This window comes from Aliikangiella sp. G2MR2-5 (assembly GCF_015687155.1).
GTDB lineage: Bacteria > Pseudomonadota > Gammaproteobacteria > Enterobacterales > Kangiellaceae > Aliikangiella.
Genome location: NZ_JADPQF010000005.1, coordinates 94491 through 119076 on the forward strand (window position 1 = coordinate 94491; position 24586 = coordinate 119076).

Annotated in this window: 17 protein-coding genes; 9 read left to right on the forward strand and 8 right to left on the reverse strand. The window is 41.5% G+C overall.

The window, feature by feature from the left end; translation table 11 throughout:
• Window positions 1-4: 4 nt before the first annotated feature.
• The gene (locus IYN84_RS15785) at window positions 5-1678 is read left to right on the forward strand and encodes an ATP translocase (RefSeq protein WP_196140221.1); all 1674 of its coding nucleotides are present in this window, start codon (window positions 5-7) and stop codon (window positions 1676-1678) included.
• Window positions 1679-1744: 66 nt separating this feature from the next.
• The gene (locus IYN84_RS15790) at window positions 1745-3454 is read left to right on the forward strand and encodes a hypothetical protein (RefSeq protein WP_196140222.1); all 1710 of its coding nucleotides are present in this window, start codon (window positions 1745-1747) and stop codon (window positions 3452-3454) included.
• A gap of 56 nt (window positions 3455-3510) precedes the next feature.
• On the opposite strand, the gene IYN84_RS15795 is transcribed toward IYN84_RS15790, so the two are convergent.
• Window positions 3511-6789: a S41 family peptidase gene (locus IYN84_RS15795; RefSeq protein WP_196140223.1), complete on the reverse strand. Its 3279-nt coding sequence runs from the start codon at window positions 6787-6789 to the stop codon at window positions 3511-3513.
• A 221-nt stretch (window positions 6790-7010) separates the two neighbouring features.
• Here IYN84_RS15795 and IYN84_RS15800 point away from each other — a divergent pair, with 221 nt between their 5' ends.
• The gene (locus IYN84_RS15800; protein ID WP_196140224.1) at window positions 7011-7460 is read left to right on the forward strand and encodes a hypothetical protein; all 450 of its coding nucleotides are present in this window, start codon (window positions 7011-7013) and stop codon (window positions 7458-7460) included.
• A 2-nt stretch (window positions 7461-7462) separates the two neighbouring features.
• Here IYN84_RS15800 and IYN84_RS15805 read toward each other — a convergent pair whose 3' ends face one another.
• Both IYN84_RS15805 and IYN84_RS15810 read right to left on the reverse strand, forming a co-directional pair.
• Window positions 7463-8386: a histone deacetylase family protein gene (locus IYN84_RS15805; protein ID WP_196140225.1), complete on the reverse strand. Its 924-nt coding sequence runs from the start codon at window positions 8384-8386 to the stop codon at window positions 7463-7465.
• A 279-nt stretch (window positions 8387-8665) separates the two neighbouring features.
• The gene (locus IYN84_RS15810) at window positions 8666-10513 is read right to left on the reverse strand and encodes a GNAT family N-acetyltransferase (protein WP_196140226.1); all 1848 of its coding nucleotides are present in this window, start codon (window positions 10511-10513) and stop codon (window positions 8666-8668) included.
• Between the two features lie 323 nt (window positions 10514-10836).
• Here IYN84_RS15810 and IYN84_RS15815 point away from each other — a divergent pair, with 323 nt between their 5' ends.
• From IYN84_RS15815 to IYN84_RS15825, 3 genes are all read left to right on the forward strand, one after another.
• Window positions 10837-11073 (forward strand): hypothetical protein, encoded by a 237-nt coding sequence (locus tag IYN84_RS15815; RefSeq protein ID WP_196140227.1) that lies wholly within the window; start codon window positions 10837-10839, stop codon window positions 11071-11073.
• Between the two features lie 89 nt (window positions 11074-11162).
• The gene (locus tag IYN84_RS15820; RefSeq protein ID WP_196140228.1) at window positions 11163-12335 is read left to right on the forward strand and encodes a 3-deoxy-7-phosphoheptulonate synthase; all 1173 of its coding nucleotides are present in this window, start codon (window positions 11163-11165) and stop codon (window positions 12333-12335) included.
• Window positions 12336-12559: 224 nt separating this feature from the next.
• Window positions 12560-13276 carry a glycerophosphodiester phosphodiesterase family protein gene (locus IYN84_RS15825; protein WP_196140229.1) on the forward strand — a complete coding sequence of 239 codons (717 nt, stop codon included), beginning with the start codon at window positions 12560-12562 and terminating at the stop codon, window positions 13274-13276.
• Between the two features lie 49 nt (window positions 13277-13325).
• Here the strand turns inward: IYN84_RS15825 and aroG are convergent, their stop codons facing one another.
• The 4 genes from aroG to IYN84_RS15845 all read right to left on the reverse strand — a co-directional run bounded on the left by aroG (window position 13326) and on the right by IYN84_RS15845 (window position 17830).
• The gene (gene aroG / locus IYN84_RS15830; RefSeq protein ID WP_196140230.1) at window positions 13326-14375 is read right to left on the reverse strand and encodes a 3-deoxy-7-phosphoheptulonate synthase AroG; all 1050 of its coding nucleotides are present in this window, start codon (window positions 14373-14375) and stop codon (window positions 13326-13328) included.
• 235 nt (window positions 14376-14610) lie between these two features.
• Window positions 14611-15783 carry a serine hydrolase gene (locus IYN84_RS15835; RefSeq protein ID WP_196140231.1) on the reverse strand — a complete coding sequence of 391 codons (1173 nt, stop codon included), beginning with the start codon at window positions 15781-15783 and terminating at the stop codon, window positions 14611-14613.
• 193 nt (window positions 15784-15976) lie between these two features.
• A complete protein-coding gene (locus IYN84_RS15840; protein ID WP_196140232.1) occupies window positions 15977-17191 on the reverse strand; it encodes a tetratricopeptide repeat protein in 1215 nt (404 codons plus the stop codon).
• 78 nt (window positions 17192-17269) lie between these two features.
• Window positions 17270-17830: a hypothetical protein gene (locus IYN84_RS15845; protein ID WP_196140233.1), complete on the reverse strand. Its 561-nt coding sequence runs from the start codon at window positions 17828-17830 to the stop codon at window positions 17270-17272.
• A 119-nt stretch (window positions 17831-17949) separates the two neighbouring features.
• On the opposite strand from IYN84_RS15845, the gene IYN84_RS15850 reads away from it, so the two are divergent.
• Both IYN84_RS15850 and IYN84_RS15855 read left to right on the forward strand, forming a co-directional pair.
• Window positions 17950-18801: a DUF2797 domain-containing protein gene (locus IYN84_RS15850; RefSeq protein ID WP_246722991.1), complete on the forward strand. Its 852-nt coding sequence runs from the start codon at window positions 17950-17952 to the stop codon at window positions 18799-18801.
• Between the two features lie 114 nt (window positions 18802-18915).
• Window positions 18916-19161: a hypothetical protein gene (locus IYN84_RS15855; RefSeq protein ID WP_196140234.1), complete on the forward strand. Its 246-nt coding sequence runs from the start codon at window positions 18916-18918 to the stop codon at window positions 19159-19161.
• A gap of 96 nt (window positions 19162-19257) precedes the next feature.
• Here IYN84_RS15855 and IYN84_RS15860 read toward each other — a convergent pair whose 3' ends face one another.
• On the reverse strand, window positions 19258-20754 hold the full coding sequence (locus IYN84_RS15860; RefSeq protein WP_196140235.1) for a serine hydrolase: 1497 nt from the start codon (window positions 20752-20754) through the stop codon (window positions 19258-19260).
• A 934-nt stretch (window positions 20755-21688) separates the two neighbouring features.
• Here IYN84_RS15860 and IYN84_RS15865 point away from each other — a divergent pair.
• On the forward strand, window positions 21689-24514 hold the full coding sequence (locus tag IYN84_RS15865; protein ID WP_196140236.1) for a TonB-dependent receptor: 2826 nt from the start codon (window positions 21689-21691) through the stop codon (window positions 24512-24514).
• The last annotated feature ends 72 nt before the right edge of the window (window positions 24515-24586 follow it).

Consider the following 24586-nt stretch of genomic DNA (forward strand, 5'->3'; position numbering starts at 1 on the left):
CAACTTGAAGCAGAAAGAAAATTCTATTAACGGTAAACATAATTGGTATGAACGTTTACTAAATATCATCGGAATGGTTAAGCCTGGAGAGGGTGAAAGCTGCATTCTTTTTACACTTAATGCTTGTTTGTTGATGACAGCCTATTACTTGTTGAAGGTGATTAGAGAGCCGCTAATTCTTTCATATGGTGGAGCGGAATATAAGAGTTATGCAACTGCATTTCAGGCTATTACTTTGTTGGTCGTGTTACCTTTCTTTTCCTCTTTTTATCATAAGCATGCTGCCAGCAAGGTACGAAGTGTAATTGTTAATAAGGTATTTTTGTTTTTTATATCTCACTTGCTGATCTTTTCGTTCCTGAAATTCTTAAATGTTAATATTGGAATGGCTTTCTATATCTGGCTTGGTATTTTTAGTGTCATGGTTGTTGCGCAATTTTGGGCGTTTGCCGCAGATACTTATAATGTCAAGAGTGGCCAGCGTCTCTTTGTTATTATCGCTATTGGAGCTACTTTAGGTGCATGGATAGGTTCCAGATTAGCGGGAATTGTTTTTCCCTATCTCGGAATTAATGGAATTATGTTGTTATCGGCAGGCGTGCTTTTTTTATCCGTGTTGATTACAGCAAAAATTGAAAAGACAGTTCCAGAATTTTCAATGAACGAAGAGTCTACTCATAAGGAAAATACTTCTAATAGATGGTTAGATGGCTTCTCCACAGTTTTTAAAAATAATTACCTCTTGTTGATTGCATGCTTTGTTACGCTTTTAATATTTATTAATTCAACGGGAGAATATATTTTAGCCAGATTTGTTTCTGAAGAAAGTCAGATTCTTTTAGATTCTGGAAAAATTGCCAATGTTGTTCATTGGCAAAGTTCGTTCTATTCCAGCTACTATTCATGGATTACTATGGGAAGCTTTTTACTGCAAGCATTTCTTGTATCAAGAATATTCAAGTGGGTAGGTATTCGTGGGGCAGTTATGGTACTTCCGGTCATAATGATTATTGGGTATAGTTTTATGCTTTATTTTCCAATATTTGCCTTTGTCAGGTATGCAATGACTTTTGAGAATAGTGCTAACTATTCCGTTCAAAATACGACTCGTCACGCACTTTTCTTGCCTGTGCCAAGGAAACTAAAATATTTAGGGAAAACGACTATTGAAACCTTCTTTTATCGTTTTGGCGATCTTCTTTATGGTGTTTTTGTATATCTTATGACAACACATGCTAATTTTATGATTCATCACTACATAATGATCAACCTTTTCCTGTCGGTTGTTTTGTTCTTTGTGGCCTGGAAAGTCGGTCACAAAAATTTAAAAGAAATGAGAAAATCCAAGCCGGACTCAGTACTTTCGCTAAAGGCTGTAATCCCGCATTTACATATGCCTTCCGGACAAATGTCAAAGTTTAGTGTTAGTGAGTGTACTTTTGTAGATCCTAGTGTTGGTGACGCTTTACATTATCATGCTGAAAGAGAGTCAGGAGACCCTTTGCCTGGCTGGATTGAGTTTGACCCAATGACTAGAACTTTTACTTTTGATTCTCCGAATGATTTTATTGGTAGATTTAATCTAAGAATAATTGCGACCGATTTTGATGGGAATAAAGCGAGCTGCGGAATTAAGCTGACCTTTTATAAAGAGGAACCTGAGGTGCTCCCTGCATAATAGGTTCGAGTTTTTATCAAGAAATAAGATGTGTATGGAACGTTTTAACTGTGGATATGAATATTTATGAAATCGATTAGACTAATATTTTTATTATCTAGCTTCTTTCTGGTTTGTGGTTTAGCTCATTCCTGCGAACAGGAAAATAAAAAAAATATCGAGAATACTAAGTCGGTGGTAGTAGTCAGTAATGTTTTCGGAAAGGTCGAAAAGCTACGCGAGGTGTTAAAGTTTCATTCTTTGATAGATGAAGATGAAAATTGGGTTGGTAATAAAAGGGAGCTGGTTGTTTTAGGTGAGAAGGTTAATTCTGACGCTAGTGCTAAGTCATTATTACTTCTCCAACAGTTAAAAGTATGGCAGCAGCAAGCTGAGAGTTTAGAAAGTTCAGTTTATATTGTTCTGAGTGAAAAAGAGTTGAGATGGTTATTAGGAGATTCTGCTTTTGAGTCTGGAGGAGATGACCACTGGGTTAATATATTGGCTCCGGGAACCGAGCTGGGTGATTGGCTATCTTCACAGAATCTTATTATAAATTTAAATGGACATCTATTTGCTGATGCAGGTGTTGAGCCGCAAATGTCCAGTTATACTGTTACCGATCTAGAGCAACGTTTAAAAAGAAACTTGGATGATTTTCGAAATTTGTGGAGGGAGCTGGTCGAGCAATACCATTCGAACACAGAAGCTGAACCGCTAGATGACGCGTCAATACTAAATCTCCGAAATAACAGGTTAAGCGAAGAATTGAATAAATACTTTAAGGAATTAGTTGATTCGAAAATATCGCCTTCCTATTATCTTGGAAATTCATTTTGTCACCCGTTGTTTGAACAGGATCGCTTCGAACAAGTTCTAAAAAAATGGAATGCAAATTACTTATGGACTGGTCGTTCGATGTATAAAGCAGAATCGATAGAGCAACGATTCGATAGTCAGCTTTATATCCTGGATTCACTACAGTCAGAAAATGTTAACTCCGAGTTGTGGAATGTGGTTCTTGAACAAGATTCAATAAAAATATTCCATGGGACAGAAGAGTATATCCAGCCAATATTGCCGTCACCTGATAGGCATATTTACAGGCCGTATGGCTTGACAGAAAGGCAGATTGTTGAGTTTCTTGAAACAGGAAAAGTAATATCAAGAAACGAAACAAAAGAAGGAAAAACTAAACCGCTCAAGGTTAGGTTGAAGAAAGGAGACAAAGAACTAAAAGCAATTTTTAAGATGGTCAATGAATCTAAAAGAGAACGGAGTAATAATATTCCTCGCAGTGGCGATCGATATGCAAACGAGTTGGCTGCATATCACTTCGCAAAACTTTTAGGTATCGACCTGATCCCTGTGACAACGCAAAGAGTTATTCGTGGAAAACGTGGAGCGATTCAATTGTGGATAGATGGCCTGGTTTCTGCCATTCCTCTAAACCGAAAAACTGAAGTGTATAGTGGAATGTGCGACCCTCTGGCTCAAGAATCAATGATGGATGTTTTTGATTATTTAATTATGAATCATGATCGTAATCAATCGAATATAGTGTTTACAAGGTCTGATTGGCAAATTTGGTTTATCGATCATACAAGGGCTTTTGGAACTGGGACCAGACTTCCTCCTTACTTGAAAGGGGCTAACTTGAAGTTAACCAAAAAATACCGGGAACGTATTAACTCTCTAAGTAAAAGAGATCTGAAATTTCTCACAGAATGGATTTCTGAAAGGCAAGTAGAAGCAATATGGAAGCGTCGTGAAAAACTTTTGAAAGAAGATATATAAAAAACTGCTCTGTAATATGCCCAGCAGTATCACTGATGGGCATATTGTACTTAACCTTAATTACTTAGAATATCTTGCGCAGCGTTGCTTTTCGGGAAAGCTTTTGGTTTCATGGCCTTAATTGGTTGTTGCCGTATTTTTTTCTGGATATATTCAATTGCAGCCTCTAACTGTGCATCTTTGCCGTAGAAAGTTTCATGAGGCAAATTGTCAACTTCTATTGTTGGCTCAACACCGTGACCCTCAACGATCCAGCGACCATCCATTGCATATTGCGGAAATTCAGCTACTCTCGCCATACCTCCGTCAACTAGACTGTTTAGTCCTCGTAACCAGACGCCTGCACCGGCAGTTTGTTTACCTATTACAGGTGCGATATTTAGCGCTTTGATTCCTGCAGTAAAGGTTTCTCCGTCAGAGTAAGTATATTGATCAGCGAGTACAACGAGATGTCCTCTGAAGGTTTGCTGCATGTTAGCGGTTGGTCCGCCTATAGGTGCTTGCCAAAACATCCAGGCTTTACGCAACAGTTTCTCGATTATCCAGCTATCAATATTTCCTCCTCTATTTCGTCTAACATCGATAATAAGGCCATCACTTTTGTAGGCTGCATAGAATTCTCTAGCGAAATCTGCAATATCATTGCTACCCATTGCATATAAGTGAAGGTATCCAATATTCTCTTTGGATTGTTCAACTTTTTTACGATTTTCCGATACCCAGTCGTTGTACCTTAAACGGTTGTCAGTGCGAGTATCTGTTGGAACAATGACTGTTTTATGGTGTTTATTATTTCGCTTTAACTCGATCAGGATTTGTTTCCCTGCTTGATTAAGTAATGCATTATTAACGGCCGCTATTGTTTTAGTTGGCAAGCCATTGATGGACACAATCAGATCGCCTTCCTGAACGTTGACTCCGGGCATCAGAAGGGGAGATGCTTGGGAAGGGATTTCGTTGTCATATTTATAAATATGTTCGATAGTAACGCCTTCTGAGTTCTGATTTAAAGTTGCGCCTAAAAGTGCAGCTTGGGGGGCGTTTGAATCGGCAACAAAATCACCGCCTCTTACCTGTGAGTGAAGCGCATTGAGCTCTCCCATCATTTGTTCAAAAATATCATTCAGTTCATAGCGATCAGTTAATCGCTCCAGAAGTGGAGAATATTTTGTATAGGCTGCCTTCCAGTCGACTCCTCGCATTTGAGGATCAAACAGTGAGTCTCTGTGCATCAACCAGGCATCATGAAACATTTGTTTCCATTCTTGTTTGGGAGATAATCTGAGTTTCCAGTCAGAGGTAACGACTTTGGAATCTTCCGTTTCTTTCGGGAATTTTGCGCCGGCATCAACAATAAACATATTGGCGTTATTATTGCCTTCCTTACGAACAAAAATAAGTTTACCGTCATCTGATAGTTTGAATTCGGCGATATCTTTTGTGAAGGTTTCCAGTTTTGGTGATGGCTTAATTTTGATCGATTTTAGTTCAGGCTTACTATTAGGCTCACTGATTTGGTCACTAACAAAAAGATACTCGCTGTTAACTTGTAAAACTTTGTAGTTGCCCGAATCGACAGGCACTTGCCACAATCGATCGGTCACCCCATTCCAGTCTACTGGCGTTGCTTTTCGTTTGGAATTTTTGTTTTTCTTCTTATCGTCATTCTTATCCTGGCTTTTTTCTTCTGGCATCAACTCATTGGGGCGCTGGAAAGGGAATCTGGCATCAGTTTTTAGTGCGTAAGCGAAGATCTGACTACGCCGATCGAAAGTTACTCCCATATTTCTGTCACCCCATGGAGCCCGTGGTGTTGCATCAAAATGCCTTTCCGAAAGAAAATAAAGCCAATTACCATCTACACTAAATGCAGGAGAATAAGAGTTATATTTATCGGAAGTGAGTACCTGACTCTTTGCCTCATTTATTGAGTACAAAACAATACGGTTGCGTTCATCACTCTGAGCGAGCTGAGTGGCAGCTAATAGATTACTGTCATTAGACCAGGTTAGATTGTTAAATGGATCGAGTCCTGAACCGCCAGAAATAATCTTCCTGTTCTTGCCACTTTTCAGATCGAGCAGCCAGAGATCTCCATTTTGATCGTCATGGGCAATATACCTTCCATCCGGAGAAAGCGATAGTTGCCAGCGAAAAATATAGCCATCTTTGGTTAATTGTTTGTTTTGGTTGGAGCCATCGGCGGCGAACTGCCAGATTTCCATTTCGCCAGAAGCGTCGTTAATCGCATAAACCCACTTACCATCATCGCTTAGAATCGCTGCTCTGGTGCGTGAATCAGCAGGTGTTTTTACTTCAACTAATCGTGATTTGTCGGTGGAAGCAATGGCTACTTTACCACGTGCAGTGATAACGACCTTTTTATGGTCTCCGGCAAGGTTGCTAGAGTTAAGGTATTTAAGTGGTTCGTTGATCCACTTGTCGCGTAACTGGGCAAAGTCGGAGGTTAGCTCGATCGACTGTTTTTGCGATTTTCCGCTGGAGATATCAAAAATGTAGATGTCAGCACCGAGCTGGTAAGCTATTTTGCCTTGATGAAGTCTGGCGGCACGAATCGGCCAGTCTTTATAGAACGTGAGCTGTTTATAATCCGAGCCGTCGGCTTTCATCGACCAGATATTCTCGCTACCACTGGCATCACTGACGAAATATAGTCTGCCGTCGTAAGCCATTGGTTGGCGGGTAGACCCCTGGTGAGTTCCGGTCAGTTTTTGTGCTTCCTGACTGGAGCCCAGTTTATATCGCCATAGCTCGCCTTTGGCGCCACCGCGATAAACTCGAGCATTATCAGTCGATACCTGTAACCCGAACTGGGCGAAATAAACATATTCGCCTTTTGCATCAACGCTGCCCTCGACTGCATCTGCAAGCGGGATAGAAGCAGTTACCAATGTATCAGGATTTACCGTGCGCAGGGTCCAGTTTCCTGTGGGACCTACACGGTTGTTAGTGCTATAGAGGACTTCCCCTTTGGGAGTCCAGCCATGAACCCTGACGCTACTATTTTCAAAGCTCACTCGTTTGGCTACGCCGCCCTCAAGGGGAATAACGTAGGCTTCTGTGGTTCCTTCATAGTTGGCCGCATAAGCAACCCACTTGCCATCGGCAGATATCGCTGCCTGCTTTTCTTCTGCTGGATGGGTCGTTAGCCGGCGGGACTCTGTGCTGCCTATCTGGTTTATCCAGAGGTCACCTTCTGCGGTAAATACCAGCGTATTATTGTGTAGTGAAGGTGAGCGATAGTAACCGACTGAAGCGTCGGCGACACCAGAGAGCCCGGTTAGCAGGGCAACGGCATAGAGTTTGAGCTTCATTATTTCTGTCCCCAATTTGACTGCGAAGCAGCGCAGTATGTTTGACTTTTTATTCGAATAGCCACGCATACTACTATAGTCTGGGGATTCTGTGGAATATCGCCTGGTTCTTTGGGGAATGGAATTGTTTCGAATTGTTTAGATTGACTGTTTTGCTTTGCTTTGCTGAATTGATTAAGTATGCTCCATATAATTCATTGTTTAGTAGTCAACAATTCCGTATGAAAAGGGCTTTAAAAGTTATTTTCACTGTTGTTTATCTTTTCTCCAACGCTGTTTTAGCTTGTAGTGAAGTTAACAAACCTGAACTCCACCTTTTAACTTTCGATCGAGAATTTGAAGGAACTTATATCAGGTTGATAATTCCCGGCGAATTTAATAATGAATTATTTGATTCCGTAATCATGAATCTCGGAGCTGAAGAAGAGTTTATTGCTGCAATTCCAGTCGCAGCAAAAAAGCTATCAGAGGATTCTCATAGAAGTTTAAAGCCTTTTTATGGATCCTATTATTCCACGTTTAACCTGGGCAGAAAAATGGAAAGCGTATTTCAATTGACGCTGAGATATCGAGAAAAACCTCGTAGTGATGGCGGAAGGAGGCTCTGTCTAACGACTTATGATTACTCTTTTAAAGACATCCGCTCTTACTTTAAGACAAACGAGAGCTAAGGTTAATCGCCAATCAACCCTTTAATATGTGCAACCACGCTTCGTCCCAGGGCCCCCAGCGCATATCCACCTTCAAGCATTGAAACCATTTTGCCTGAACAATACTTGTCTGCTGCCAGCTTTATCTGATCAGTTACCCATCGATAATCGTGCTCATAAAGACGCACTTGCGACATATCATCTTCGGCGTGGGCGTCAAAGCCTGCTGAAATTAAAATGAGTTGTGGCTTATATTCTTTAAGCGCGGGTAACCAGTTTTCAGTCACCGCGTTTCTAAATTCTGTACTGCCGGCATTGGCGGGTAGCGGTGTGTTGACAATATGCGTCGGATGATTTCCTGTTCCGCTAAAAGGATAAAAAGGATGCTGGAACGTGGAACAAAAAAGAACGCCTTCTTTGTCGCGCATGATTTCTTCGGTTCCGTTTCCGTGGTGAACATCAAAGTCGAGTATTGCGACGCGATCCAGCTGATATTTTTGTTTGGCGTAGAGTGCTGCAATAGCGATATTATTGAAAATACAAAAACCCATCGCTTTATTTCTTTCAGCGTGATGCCCTGGCGGCCTGGTGGCGCAAAATGCCGCGCCGAAATCACCTTCCATCACTTTATCGACCGCCATAATACCGGCACCGGCTGACAGTAAGGCTGCAGCTAAAGAATAGGGATTCATGGAGGTATCGGGATCTAATGCAAAACAACCGTCATCGGGTGCATTGTCGAATACAAAGTCAATATAGCTTTGCTCATGTGCCAGGGATAGCAGGGATTTCTCAATGGGGGTTGCGTCAAACTGACGCAAGACATAATCGAGTCCACTGGCAATCAGCTGGTCACTAATCGCGCCGAGTCTTGCCGGACACTCTGGGTGAAACTCGCCCATAACGTGTTTGTTACAATCCGGGTGGCTAATGATACATACTGGCATATTGGTCTCGTCTTAGTCGGTTAATCAATTTCTGTTCAACTTCTGCTGTCGCAAAACTCCTGGGCAACATTTCGAAAACTTTTTCAGTTTACTACTAACCTGTTTATCTCGATAGTGCGGCAAAAGATATAATAGCAAAGGCAGCCCAAATGACTGCCTTTAACAACCTAAATCTAATTTTTCGAAAATACCTATAGACTCTTCTAATTTTATAGGGACTCTTTCAATCTTAAAGAGGCTCTTATTAACCGCTAGTGCGACTTAACCTGGCGTCTCGGTTCAATCGTTGGTTTCGGTTAAATCGAGCGCCAGATTGATTTCGCCAAGTTCGTCACTTGGCACGCGCTTAAAACCGTTATGCTCAAAAACGGCGAGCATGGGCACATTGTCCCGTCTGACAGTAGCTACCATCTTATCCAGCTTTCTTAAGCGCGCAATTTTTACCATTTCTTTAAGCAAACGAGTCGCCATTCCTTTTCCGCGCTTACTTTCTTTAATCACAAATGCCGCTTCGCAGGCATTGCTTTGCTCAATATGGTAGTAACGCCCCACAGCCTGAATCATCTCGCCATTGATATTGGTTTCGGTAAAACACAACGCTAAATCTTTACTCTGATCAACACTTACCAGATTACAGGATTTCTCACGAGACATTTGGGTAACGTGATGGTTATAGCGCATTAGTAAAGTTTCTTTGTTATGTGAATAGAAAAATTCCTGAAGCTTTCTTTCATCCGCTGGGCGAAGAGGGCGAAGTACATATTCCAGTTCGTCGAAAGTAAATTTTTTCAACTCGACACTACCTAGTTCCGGTACAGACGTTGGCGTTTTATCCTGATGTTCGGGAACCCAATAATGTTTTCTCACTTCTTTCAGCAACTGATCACGGAATTTAGGATGAGCGACTCTGATTAGTTCCAATGCTCTTTCGCGAATGCTTTTTCCGCGTAAATAGGCAATGCCATATTCGGTGACCACATAGTGAACATCGCCGCGAGAAGTCACCACACCAGAGCCTTCAGTCAGGTGAGGAACTATTTTCGAAGTCTTGCCGTCTTTGGTGGTTGAAGGTAGGGCGATGATGGGTCTGCCACCTTTACTCATTGCCGCACCACGAATGAAATCGACCTGGCCGCCGATACCACTGTAGAAACGATAGCCAATGGAGTCGGAAACAACCTGACCGGTCAGATCAACTTCGATGGCGCTGTTGATGGAAACCATATTGTTGTTACGCGCGATATTTACTGGAGAGTTCACATGTTCGGAAGGGTAAAACTCAACGTGCGGATTTTGATTCACAAAATCGTAAAGCCTTTGTGTGCCCATGCAGAAAGTGGTGATGGTTTTTCCTTTATGAAAGGTTTTCTTGCGGTTATTAATTACTCCGCTTTTCATCAGGTCGATAATTCCATCTGAAATCATTTCACTATGAATGCCGAGGTCTTTGTGATTATTCAGGTAGCGTAAAACAGCATCCGGGATCTTGCCAATACCGAGCTGTAAAGTGGCGCCATTATCGATAAGCAGGGAAACATACTGACCAATTTGTTCGGTGATCTGATCAAGCTCGGGAGGCGGCAATATTGGCAGATCTTCTTCCGCTTCCATCCAGGCACTGATCTGATTGGTATGAATAAAACTATGTCCGTTAGTTCGTGGCAGTTTCGGGTTTATTTGCGCGATTACGTATTTAGCCGATTTTACCGCGGCAGATACAATATCTACCGTTACGCCCAAAGAGCAATAACCATATTCATCCGGCGGCGTTACCATGACCAAAGCAACATCCAACGTCAGAATGTTCTCGCTAAAAAGACGGGGGATTTCGGAGAGAAAGCAGGGGGTGTAATCTGCACGTCCTTCGGCGATAGCTCCGCGTACATTATCGCCGCCAATGAAGAGCGTATTGACTTTAAACAGATCCTTATGCTCCGCCTTGGCCCACTCACTTTCGGAGTGGGTCAAGATATGAATCGCTTCCAGGTCGTGAAGCTCCTGACTGTTTTCGATTAGATTTCGGATCAGCTTATTAGGGACCGCTGCATTAGAGCCGATGAATACACGATTGCCTGATTTAAGGAAATCTTGCCAGCGGACCGGATGATTGGAAGTTGAAGTAAGCATTGACATTCTCTGCTGTTATTTGACTACAGGGGTATTATCCACCTTGCTGGTTAGACCTCTTTGATCGACGTCAATTCTCGATACGGGATATTTTTTATTTCGATGGGCGTAATGAGGTGAATTTTTAGTTAAAGCTAGCGCCCAAATTTGATTTTATTCCAAAAAGTTAGTTGGTTTGTTTGCCTCTATAAGGTATCAATGGAGAGTCCTGAATGATTATTTGAATCTGTACTGATGATTCAAATTGCCGACTCATTCAATACGAGAGACTCTATAAGAGAGGCTCTAGACAAGGACACACAACAGACTAGACGGAGAACACCATGTTAACCAAACTTCGCTCGACGCAAGATACTTTGCGTAATGAGCTGATATCGACTCAGGAGCCGCTGTCATTGCGCTCTCGAGTATTCGCGCAGCAAAGTCAGAAATCACCTTCAGTGCTTAATACATTAAGCTTCAACCTGTCTTTGCAACTATTTGTTTCTTATCTAAAAGCGCCGCTTTTCTCCTATTATTTTTATCATTCTTATCGTCGCCAATTCGCTTATTTCTTCTAGTTTTAGCGAAGTCTAAGTTAATTCAAACTAATTTATTTGATTTGCTCGAGTCATTGTACTTTGAGTGAAATAACGATGAGATTAAAATTATGACTAATTCTGTTCACGCCAATGTAGAGGCGTCAAAATCTATTAAATCAAATTCAAATACCAGCACTACTTCAGCGATTGACCCGCAGGTGCAGGTCAACAATCTTAATATTGTTAACGAAAAAATCTTATTGACACCTGAAAACTTAAAAGACCGATTTCCGTTATCAATCGAGTCAGCCAGATTTGTCGCAGAATCGAGACTGTCTATTAGTAATATTCTTGCGAAAAAGGATCATAGACAGTTGGCGATTGTCGGTCCTTGTTCGATTCATGATATTGGGGCGGCTAAAGAATACGCACTAAAACTCAAGGCCCTGAGTGAAAAAGTATCCGATGAATTGTTTGTGGTGATGCGTGTCTATTTCGAAAAGCCTCGTACAACAGTCGGTTGGAAAGGACTAATCAATGATCCTCATATCAACAACAGCTTTGAAGTCGAAGAGGGTCTTTCAATCGCCAGAGAACTCTTGATCTGGTTGGCCGACCAGCAAATTCCGGTAGCGACTGAAGTGCTCGATCCTATTTCTCCACAATACTTGTCCGAGCTGATTTCCTGGGCCGCTATCGGCGCGCGTACAAGTGAGTCTCAAACTCACCGAGAAATGGCAAGCGGACTTTCTATGCCCATCGGCTATAAAAACGGTACCGATGGAAGCGCTTCTGCCGCGATTAACGCCATGAAAGCGGCTGCTTCCGGTCATAGTTTTATGGGGATCAACCAGCAAGGACAGGTCACTTTGCTGGAAACCCGAGGTAATAAAGATGGTCATGTCATTTTACGAGGTGGCAAAAATCCTAACTATAAGGCCGAAGATGTTGCCCTTTACGAGCAACGACTGAGTAATGCTGGATTACCGAGTAATATTATGATTGATTGTAGTCATGGCAATTCCAATAAAGACCACCGGCTGCAGCCTAAGGTGCTAGAAAATGTAATTCAGCAGGTAGTTGAAGGCAATGATTCAATAATTGGTTTTATGCTCGAAAGCCACCTGAATGAAGGTAACCAGAAAGCTTTAAATGGGAAAGAAGGTTTGAAATACGGGGTCTCCATAACCGATGCCTGTATTGACTGGCAGACCACAGAAAACTGTTTACTCGATGCAGCGGATAGATTGCGCGACGGTGATGCAACCCTGAGCCAGCTAAGGGACGGCATTACTTTTTGAAATTATCTTTCTTACAAATCTTAAACCCCGTATTGAGAGGTTTAGCCAGCGTACAAGTTACGCTGGCCGGTAATTTGTTGCTGGCTAATCGGTTTCAGAGAAAAAGTTTTCTTATAACGGCTTTCAGCCAGATAGGTTACTGGTATCACTGACACAGAATATTCGTGCGTTATTGAATTAATTGGTTTATAACTAGTTGTATATCAACAAAGTGTGCGATTTCGATGAAGGTAATAGCCCATCGTGGCGCTAGTGGTCACGAACCGGAAAATACGCTGCTTGCTATTGAAACAGCGATGAAAATGCATGTAGATGCTATTGAGATTGATGTGCATCTGGCCGGTGGCGAGTTAGTTGTCATTCATGATCGCTGGTTGGAAAAAACCACCAATGGTCAAGGCCGTGTCGGCGATATGACCCTGGAAGAACTTAAAAAACTCGATGCCGGAAAAGGTCAAAAAATACCGACGCTATGGGAAGTATTGGAATTAATTGGTGGGCGTTGCGATTTGAATATAGAACTCAAATCCACGCGAACGGTTGAGCCAACTTTAGAGTTACTTTACTGCGCAATTGATGAACTGGGATTTAACCAACTACAGTTTATAATTTCTTCGTTTAATCACCACTTACTGAAACAGATAAAGAAGATCGATAAGACCTGGCGAACCGGAGCATTGTGTGCATCATTGCCTCTCGACTATGCGCGTTTTGCCAAACGACTACACGCTTATAGCGTGCATATTGATGTCGATTTTGTCGACAAAGCATTTGTCGATGACGCCCACAAGCGAGGGTTGAAAGTCTTTGTTTATACGGTCGATCAAGAAGCGGATATAGACGAGCTGATGGCAATGAGTATCGACGGGATTTTTACCAACTATCCAACTCGTTCCATGGTCAGAATTGCTCATTTACAGACGCGTTTGACTACGATTTAACGTGAACAATTAGCCCTTTTACAGCGCTGAACTTTATGTCTCTTATCGGTTAAGCTGTTTCCTCAATCGCATCATTTAATTTAGCCAGCACCAGCTCAGTGTCTTCCCAGCCGATACAACCATCGGTAATGCTTTGTCCAAATACTGGCGCCTTACCATCAACCAGAGATTGATTACCTTCTTCGAGAAAACTTTCAATCATGACGCCAAAAATATTTTGACTGCCATTTTTGATTTGCTTGCTGACAGACTCACATACGTCAAGTTGTCGCTTAAACTCTTTAAGACTGTTGGCATGGCTGAAATCCACCATGACTTTGGAGTTGAGTTTTGCTTCCCCTAACTGTTCTGAAACAGAATTGATACTCTCTAAGTCGTAATTGGGCTCTTTACCGCCGCGTAAGATGATATGGCAATCTTCATTACCCGCCGTTTCGACAATCGCTGAGTGCCCGTATTTGGTTACCGACAGGAAGTGATGGGGACTGCTTGCCGCCCTGATGGCATCAACGGCAATTTTGATATTGCCATCGGTACCGTTTTTAAACCCGACCGGACAAGACAGGCCGGAAGCTAGTTCGCGGTGAACCTGAGATTCGGTTGTTCTCGCTCCTATCGCTCCCCAGCTCATTAAATCGGCAATATATTGCGGCGTGATCATATCGAGAAACTCTCCGGCCGTCGGCAGTCCGAGTTCGTTGATATCGACCAGCAGTTTACGAGCGAGCCTTAAACCTTCATTGATTTTAAAGCTGTTATTAAGATGAGGATCGTTGATTAAGCCTTTCCAGCCTACCGTCGTTCGCGGTTTCTCAAAATAAACCCGCATTACAATTTCCAGGTTGTTCTGATATTTCTTGCGCACCTCGCTGAGTTTTCTCGCATAGACCAGAGCAGCTTCAGGATCGTGTATTGAGCAAGGGCCGACAATAACCAGCAACTTTTGACTTTCACCGCGCAGAATTTGACTGACAGCATTTCGACCCTCAACGACGGTCTTTTCCGCAGCTGAATTTAAAGGATATTTTTCCATCAAAGCTATTGGCGGTAATAGCTCTTTAATTTTCTCAATTCGTAGGTCGTCTGTAGGATAAATCATAGTATTTGGGCTTTGTTATTTATTGTGAAAACATCAAGTCGTTAAATTATTCGAGTTATAGCATTCTGATGCAAATACTTATTGGGCTAACTAACTGAAAGTTATGGAAAAACTGATTTATTCAAATAGTTAGTTGAGACTTCAAATAATTTCTACCGAAAAGTGCATACTAGGAGAAGTGTTTGGTGAATCTGTCAGTCCGGTTTGAAAAGCTTAATATATAAGCGTGAGATATCTATTGAGTAATTGCAGGCAATATGTACTTTTCAGTGAGAGAAAAAGGAGAGTCGTATAATCCGTTATCATAATTGTGTGCAGTAAAGGCTAACACTAGATCATAGCCAGGTACGACAATAATAAATTGTCCCCCAAATCCGCGAGTTGAATAAAACGGGATGACCTGCTCGTTGACTAAAAACTCGCCTAGCCACCATTGATAACCGTATCCGGAGGTATAACTCCAATCCAGAGTAACGCTTTTCTCTAGCGATCTATCGATCCAGTCTCGTTCTATAATCTGTAGACCATTCCAGACTCCGCCATCTAGAAAGAGTTGTCCAAATTTAGCCATATCACGAGTTTTAAGAAATAGTCCACTTCCGGTATTAGCGAAGCCGTCCGGGGTTTCCAGCCAATGGGCTTCTGAGATTTGTAGCGGCTCAAATAAAAACTGCTCTGCAAAGTCTTCCAATTGATAGCCGGTGGCTCTTTCAATGACAGCTCCCAGTGCGATAGAGGCTATTGTATTATATGCGTAAACCTCACCAGGCTTTGACGTCATAGGGAGATCGAGCATGGCTTTAATATAATCGGAGTGATTGTAGACTATAGCGTGTAGACTGTTTCTGGTATCTTCATAAGGGAAATTCCATTCATCCCACTCAAGGCCCAACTGCATGGTAAGTGTATTTTCAAGAGTAATATCATTTTTTCCAGGATCCCAGTTTTCATATTCTGGATAGTCAAAAAACTGCAGCAAAGGCGTTTGGATATTACCGATAAAACCTTGTTGCTTGGCAATTCCTACCAATGCTGAAACAATGCTTTTACTGGTTGAGTGCATGACATGCAAATTTAAGTCAGTATTGTTAACCCAGGAATCATATTCGCTGAATTCCGTTCTGAAGTTTTCGTGAAGCAACAGAGTATTATTTTTTACAATGGTGAGTGAATCTATACCGGGATGAGTTCCTCTCGAAATACGAGAAACTAAGTCCAATATAGCTTGCTGGTTGATATTAAAGTCTGCCAGATGGCCTACCTGCCAGCCATCTCCGGTGTATTTTGGTGCAGTATATGCGTAGGGTTTAGCTTCAATCTGGGGCGGCGGCGTTCCATCGGTACAAGCAGCAACCAGCATCACCAAACCGATGATAGACGTTACTTTCTTTAACCAGCTAATAGGCATAAACCGATAATCCTGCGCTTTGTTCGATACCTGACAACCTTATCGGTCTTGAGTATTGCTATGCTGAAACAATCCGAGTTTACAGTGAGTATATTTTAAAACTAATACAGCTTGAATCAAATTGTTACTGCTATTAAACAAAAGGGGTAATATTTACCCCAATCCTGAGATGCAATCAACTTTAACCGACCATTTATTCTTTGTAGTTCCTGGTAAGCAAATCTGACAATAGTTCAAGTTTTTTCTGATATAGCTCTTTTTTAGTGCGTCTATGCGCCTTTTCGAGCGCCTTTTCCAGTGCTTTTTCTGCAGATTTCATATTTCCCATCTGAATATCACTTTGCGCAATTCCGGCATAAGCTTCATGCAGATAAGGGGCAAGATCTCTCGCTTTTCGATAATAGCTTTTAGCTAAAGGATAGTTTTTTTCATTGAATGCGTTGTTGGCCAGGCTAATCCAGCGAAACGGATTTTGATTATCATATTGAATAATTTGTGCGTGAATTGTTTTGGCTGTTTCATTTTTGCCCAGCTTTTTCAGTAAGTAATAATAGTTACTGAGCAAATCCAGTTTATCATCATTTTTAGCGATTCCTTCCTGATAAATGGCTTCAGCTTTTTCGAAAAGTCCCTTGTGATAATAGGTCAGGGCAATCAAGTTTAAGCCGTGCGGGTCGGTTGGATAGAGGGAGAGTGTTTTTCGAGCCAGCCAATAGGCTTTGTTGTAGTCTTTCTTAAGAATTGCTTCGGCTCCTTTGTTTCGGTAGTACATACCAAAGAATTCATTTTCGCTAACACTTCTTAATAGATGACTACCTCTTTGTGGAAAGTAGTCGACAATGGTACCGCCGCGAAAAATGATATAACTGTTCGCATCATTTGCCTGCCTGGGAAGTAAGAGCTTTGTTCTTACATGCTGCGAACTGACAATAACATTTCCTTCTTTCTGATAAATGGGATCGGTTTCGACAAGTTGGTACTGAATATCAACTTTATTAAGGTTTGCAAGGGCCTTTGTTATTATTGCCAGGGAAAGACAGTTTCCCTGTTGTTGAATTAAAGAATCTTTTGCCCGAAGTGTATCCGAATAATAGTTGAAATTTACTAAATGCCCTTTCAGATAATTAGCAATGACTTCATTGGGAGGCTCATTGAGTTGCTCAGGCCTTTGTGAAAATTGTTTGAAGTCTTCAAGTTGCTCGGCTGATAGTTTAAAAAGGTCTTGTACTTCAATAATCTCGGGCTCAGGACCAAAAGGGGCTGCATCCAGCCAGACTGGAGGTACATAGGTTTGCCTGGTTACAATATCCTGATGTAAGTCGGGCGCTGAGTTGCAAGCCAATAGCATGCTGCCTATCAAGCATAGAGTGACTAACTTTGTTAATTTACTTAATGAGCGAACTTGCAATCCTAATCCTTTATTTAACGGGTATGTAAACTAGAGACACAAGAATAGCAGAGAAAGTTCGCTCCAGGTGCTTTAAAGTTAGAAGTTTACGCTAAATTGAAGTCCGGTGAAGTGTTCTTTTTCGGCTTCCCAATAGCGGCTGTCAATTTCCCTCAAGCGAGAAAATGCGGTTAATTGAAATTTTCCTAGTCTTATACCTGCGCCTACACCGGCAAATGCGTCAATATCATCATTATGATGGTGATGATCATAATAGTCATCATCATCATATCTAAAGTCATGAAACAATGCTTCAGTTAGGTCGATCCCAACTTCACCGTACACGGAAATATTGGAGAAAAATCCTAATCGAACGATTCCTTCCCACGCAAAATAATCTTCGATATAACCGTCGGTAGCGGTAACTTCGGCTTGATTGAATGTTGTTAGCAGTTGTCCTGCGAATCCGCTTGAGCTGTCAGAAAATAGCGTCAGGCCAGTGCCAATGCCATAGATGTAATCCTCACCATTAGACTCGTAAGAATAAAACAGACCGACCTCTCCCTTAGCAAGATCATCATGTCTATCATGAGACAGGGCCTTTTGAGGTAACAAGAACAGCATAGATAGAGCGATTGGTACGACAAATTTATGTAACATTGAAGGTTTTCCTGTTTAACTGGTCGATAATGGAGCTAGTGTAGTCAGATATTGATGAACATAATCTGAATCGATTTGTGAAGACCTGGTTCTTTCTTCAAACGATGTAAAAGGCTAGAATGAGCGGCTATATTATCAATAGCTGGATAAAATTTATGCAAGGTCCTCTGTCAAAAATGCGTGCGGAGCTCGCAGAACAAGTGAATTACTTCTTGCCGCTAGGGCAGACTGAAGTCCCTCTTAATGAAAAAATAGGCAAAGCTGTTCGCCTGACTTACACTGGAAATATCAATTGTAAACATTGTGGCCGAGCAACCAGGAAAAGCTTCTCTCAAGGTTATTGTTATCCTTGTATGAAGTCTCTTGCACAGTGTGATATGTGTATTATGAAGCCTGAAACCTGCCACTTTCATGAAGGAACCTGCCGGGAGCCTGAGTGGGGAGAGGCAAACTGTTTTGTTCCTCATTATGTCTATTTATCGAATACTTCAGGTCTGAAGGTTGGTATTACACGACACACTCAAATTCCTACTCGATGGATAGATCAGGGAGCAACTCAGGCGACGATAATATTTAAAGTTAGTACTCGGCAACAGTCAGGTTTTGTTGAAACTGTATTTAAAGATTTGATAGCTGACAAAACTAATTGGCGGGCTTTATTAAAGGGCAATGCAGAGCCGCGTGATCTGCTCGCAGATGCAGAGTCACTTCGAGAGCAACTCCGTTTAAAACTTGAGAATATCATTTCCGAGTTTGGAGCCGATTCAATTGAAGCTGTTGAGCAGGATGTAACCGAAATCAACTATCCAGTACTGGAGTTTCCGGAGAAAATAAAATCACATAACTTTGATAAAAATCCTGTTGTAGAAGGCATTCTTAAAGGGATAAAAGGCCAGTATCTTATATTTGATAGCGGAGTAATAAATATTCGCAAATTTACCTCGTATGATGTGATTTTCGAGCAAGTCTGATTTCTCATCAAAGCCTATATAGCTATTTCTACAATTGGAATCAATGTTTGGACAGAGGAATAGAGTTTTTATATTATTGAGTCTAATATTACTTATTCAAACGGGTAGCAGGTTATGAAATTATCTAAATTATTCAAATTATCGCTGATTTTTTTTATTCCGGGTCTAATGGCTTCGTGTGCCGAACTTAAAGAAGCCGGAAGGACAATTGGGCATACCACGCGTGATGTTACCCGGGAGATCGGTCATGGTACTCGTGATGCGGTTAAGACTATTGGTGAAGGTACCAAGAGAGTTGTTAATTCTGCGACCCAAGATAGCAAAGACAATGAGGATAAAGATGAAGATAAGGATGACTAAATTTAGCTATAATTTTGAAACATTAGATAGTTAATATATTAAAAAAGCTCGATGCTGTTATGGCATCGAGCTTTTTTATAGCCATAAGTAAAGTTTTTAACCCATTCTAGCCGGCTTCAGAATTAAAATACTTCGAATCACAAACCAGAGTATGGCCACAGAAGCGCAGAGAAGCATTCCAGCATACAGGGTTGGTTCTGATAGGGCTACTACCGACAAGGGCATGTGATAAATTCCGGGTAGAAAAACAAGTACCAGATAAGCCAGGCCGAGCAGAACGGTACCGGGAATGACAAGTCGAGTTAATACTGCAATTTTTTTCGAACTTGAGTTCGCAAGCGGATGAAATCCCTGACGGTATTTGCGAATAAAGTTACCAGCAAAAAACAAAATGAAGAGCGGCAGCAAAAACATGCTATAAAATAGTATTTTCTCAACCATCGGCGAGTCAATTTCAGCTGGAGGTTTATTCAGAACAATATCACCAATCCCTCTCAATAGTGCTCCAACATTTTTATTACCAAAGCCAGAATGGGCATTCGCCAAAGCCACCATAGCGAATCTTTTTTCGGGCGAAAACAACATAACCGTCTCATAGCCAAATGAGCGTCCCATGTGAAAGATGAGTCGGTGGTCCGACTTTTGGCTAACGTATAACCCCATACCGTAGCCCCATTGCTGGTTATTCGCAGGTAGCGCAAACATTGCTTCTTTGGTGGCGGCAGAGATGAAACTATCGTTGCCTGACATATATTGTTCAAGATAGGTCAGCATGTCTCTGGCAGAAACTTTAAGACGGCCTTGGGCAAGAGTCACACGGCCTTGTTTCACAATGGAAGGTTCTATGTGACCAAAATTAAATTGAAAGCCTTGAGCTACTTTAGTAGTAGAATTTTTTGGTGCCAATACGAAACTGTCAGTCATTGATAAAGGTTTGAAAATGATATCTTCGATCGCATCTTCATAGCGTTTTCCAGTAGCTAGTTCCAGTAAATAACCGAGAATTTCGTAGTTAATATTTGAGTACTGAAATTCGGTTCCGGGTTCAAAGATTAAAGCGATGTTGGTTAGCTGTTGAACGGTATTCCTGTAGGCATCATATGAGTTATCCTGATTTAACAAGGTCAGGTTGCCTTCACGACTGGAAAAGCCGCTGCGATGAGTAAGCAAGTGACGTAATACAATTTTATCGGACATCGATTTGTTTTGAGTTTGAAACCAGGGAATATAATCTATAACCGGTTTGTCGATATCAAATTTTCCTTGCTCCGCAAGTAACATTACGGCTAATGCAGTGAAAGATTTTGAAACCGAACCCAACTCTATACTAGTGTCCTCGGTCATTGGTGCACCCTCGCTATTCCTGATGCCATAACCTTTAAGAAGTTTAGTAGAACCATCCTCGATAATACCAACCGCGAGTCCGGGAAGTTCCAGTTTACTCATAGACTGATTGATGTATTTTTCTATCCGAGTAATTTTTTTCTCTGAGATTTGTTCGTTAGCTAAAGTATTCAGGCTGATAAAGCTCAATAGTAGTGTCAAAATAGTCAAACAAAATAGATGTAGCTTCGCACGGTTGAGATAATTCATCGAAAGAACCTCTTGGTGTTACTAATGTAACAGTCAGGTTACATTTTGTTCTCTGGATTTGTCAAGCTGTGTTGAAGAAATAAATTCAAATCAGTTTTTAGGGCCGGTTGCCATCTAGGTAAGCAGATGGGGATCCAGACTGTTTGAATTTACCGAACAAAAAAACAGAGTTTGTGGTTGTATGCTTGAATGGTTAAATATTAAAGGGAAGTTGATTTGAAAAGAGACTTAACAGCAGGATAGCTAAAGTAGATTGGGCGAGGTTAAAAGCTTAGCAAACCTGGTGCTAGGTTCGGTATCCTATAAAGGCTCCATCATGGTTCGATGTTTTAGTGCCTGTTATGCCCAGACCCCTCTCCCAGTTGAAAGAAGTATTAAAATAACAGCAATAATAAATATTATCAGACCAATAAAATAACCGATAAACTTCTTTTGAATATCCTTTTTAATATCATCATTCTCGTTCATAGAAAGGGCTCGTCAATTAGGGGAGTCAATTTCGCCAGTAAAACAGTAACGACTTGTTAGATAAGACAATAAAGCATACGAGTTTTTTTATATTGCGCTAAGTCAAAAAATTAGTTGTTGGATATAATTCAATCTTCCTCTATTGCTTCTTTAAAAGCCTGCATGGATTGAAAGTTAACCGATAATTCCAATTACATATTATGTTTGCATTTTGCATAACATAAAAAATGCAATGTAACTTATTGATTTCATTAGAGCTTGTTTATGAATACGTATGCATAAGATTGAGTCGTTGGGTAAAACGTGATTATTATTTGCTCGCACAAAAATATTTCTAGTCACAGTGAGCCGGTGTTTCTTTGTTAGAGCGGATTAACGAGTTGACTTAAATTCAAAAACAAAGTGCTGAACTATAAAAAATACAACTAACAACTGACGATTTAACTCCAAGGGGAGGAAGCCCTCAATGAACAAATTTAAGCCCAGCAAGCTGACACTCGCTATATTGTCCAGTGGAATGATTGCGCTCGCTACTCCGGCTCTCGCTTATCAGGAAGCAGAGGAGGAAGAGGTCAAAGCCGAAGAAGTTACACAAGAGAGTCAGGAAGAGCAAGTCCTGACAATTACTGGTATTCGTGGAAGTTTGATTCGGTCTCAAGCCGTTAAGAGAAACTCTTCATCAATCGTTGAAGCGATTTCTGCGGAAGATATTGGCAAACTACCTGACTCTTCAATAGCAGAGTCAATTGCCAGAATGCCGGGTATCGCTGCTCAGCGACTTGACGGCCGAGCAAGTCGTGTTGCTATTCGAGGGTTTGGTGAAAATCACAGTGGTACAACATTAAATGGTCGCGAGCAGGTTTCTATTAGCGATAATCGTGGCGTCGAATTTGATTTATATCCATCTGAAATTATGTCAGGTGTAACTGTTTATAAAACGCCGAATGCGACTCTGGATGCCGAAGGAATTGCTGGCTCAATTGATTTGCAAACCATTCGTCCTCTTTCTGCTTATGGGAAAAATAAATTTCAGATAAATGGTCTTTATGAGCAAACCAGTCTCGATAAATTAAATCCGGACGGTGATGACAGGGGCATGAGCGGTTCATTATTTTATATGGACAAATTTGCGAATGATACTTTAGGGCTTGCTGTAGCCTATGCAAATAAAAATTCTCCTAATCAGGAAAAACGTTGGGCGACCTGGGGTTATCCGACTTTTAATGTTGACGGCACTGACTATTCCGTATTGGGTGGCGCAAAGCCATTTGTTCGTTCATCCATGCTAGAGCGCGAGTCGTTGATGGCAGTAGTTGAGTACGCACCTAATGACGATCTCCACCTGACTGTAGATTTACTTAATGTCGATTTTAAAGATGAAAAAATTCTTCGTGGGATTGAAATTCCATTTGCCTGGGGACAAGGAAGTGTTAGTGGGCTTGCTGTAGATTCTGCGACTGGCTTTGTTACTGAAGCTTTGACTCAAGGGCAAAGGGTTGTCGTCCGTAATGATTACGAAACTCGTGAAGCAGATTTAAACTCTTTCGGTGTAAATCTGGAGTGGGCGGCAAGTAACTCTTTGATGTTAGAGTTTGATGCGAGCTATTCTAAAGTAGAACGTGATGTGTTCAGCTTTGAAAGTTATGCAGGAACAGGCCGCGGCGACTCTAATGGTGTCGCTGACAATATTGGCTATGTTTTCAACGGCGGTAATACGGGTGCGACTTTTTCTCATGGACTGGACTATAGCGATTTCAATTTGATTCAGCTTGGTGGTCCTTTAACCTGGGGTTGGAGTTCTGCGCTCAATGAGCAATATGGCCTTGGCGGAACCGAATGGGAGAATACTGCTCAAGATGGTTTCTTGAATGCGCCTAGCATTGATGACGAACTGACCGCTTTAAAGTTTGCTGCAACCCAGGAATTGAACAACGAACTTTTCTCAAAAGTAACTTATGGCGTGTCTTACCGTGACCGTGAAAAGAACAAATATTCTAGAGGGTATTATCTAACGCTTGCTGATTTCTCATTGGATAATCCAGGTACAGTGGTTGTTCCTGAGCAGTATCGTCTAGGAAGCGCTAATCTAGATTTTATTGGAATGGGCAATATGATTGCCTATAACTCACTCGCATTTCTTAATGATGGTGGATATAACCTTTTAGACGAAGCATTAACCGGAATTCAGCACCTGACTAAGTCTTATCAGGTAGCGGAGGAAGTTACTTCTGCGTTTATTTCTGCACAAATTGATACTGAAGTCGCTGATATGATGTTAACTGGTGATGTTGGTGTGCGGTACGTAAGAACAAAACAAACTTCAAACGGTTATTCTGGTGCAGTTGTTGACGGTATAGTTGAAACAGTTCCTAACTCGGAAGAGCATGACTATACCAATATTCTGCCGAGTTTGAATCTTGCATTGCATTTGGATGAGAGGCAAAAAGTTCGTTTCGGTGCAGCGAAAACAATTTCCCGCCCGCGTATGGATCAGATGAATGCTTCTGTTCAAACGACTTACAACAATACTCCTGATGCTAATGGCAACTACTGGTCTGTTAGTGGTGGCAATACTTCGCTCGAGCCAATAGAGGCAACCGGGTTTGATTTAACCTACGACAACTATTTTACTGATGATAGTTACTTCTCTGCCGCGTACTTTCATAAAAGTCTGGATAGCTGGATCTTCCCTGGAAGTTACGCAATTGATATGACAGGTGTCGCCGACCCTGCAACCGGAGAAGTGCCGCCTTCTTCCAATTCCGCGGGAACTCGTTATGGTGAAGTTAACGGTGGTGATGGAACCTTGAAAGGTCTCGAACTTTCGCTTGCTTTATCGCTTGGGGTTATCGATGACAGTCTTGATGGATTCGGAATTTTAGCTAGTCACACAATCATTGACCTTGACATGGTGGATCAAAATGGCAATGAATTTATGATCCCTGGCTTGTCAGAAAAGATCCAGTCATTCACTGGCTACTATGAAAAAAATGGCTTTTCTTTCCGTGCCAGTATGCGAAAACGTGATGATTTTAGTGGCGACGTTTATGGTCTTGGATTCAACACTGATCAGGTAGCTATTGTTGGTGAAACTATTTGGGATGCTCAAATCGGTTTTGATTTCGGCGAAGCAGGCATTCGATCTTTAGATGGCTTGTCTATATATCTGCAAGGTTTGAATATCAACGATGAACCATTCAAATCTCTCAGCGGTGACAATTCACTGCAAGTTAGAGACTATCAGGAATACGGGAGCACTTACCTGTTAGGCTTTAGCTACAAAATACAATAGAATATTTTCTATCCCATTTAGCCCTTGCAATCACGTATTACAAGGGCTTTTTTTTACCTGAAATTTTAAGTT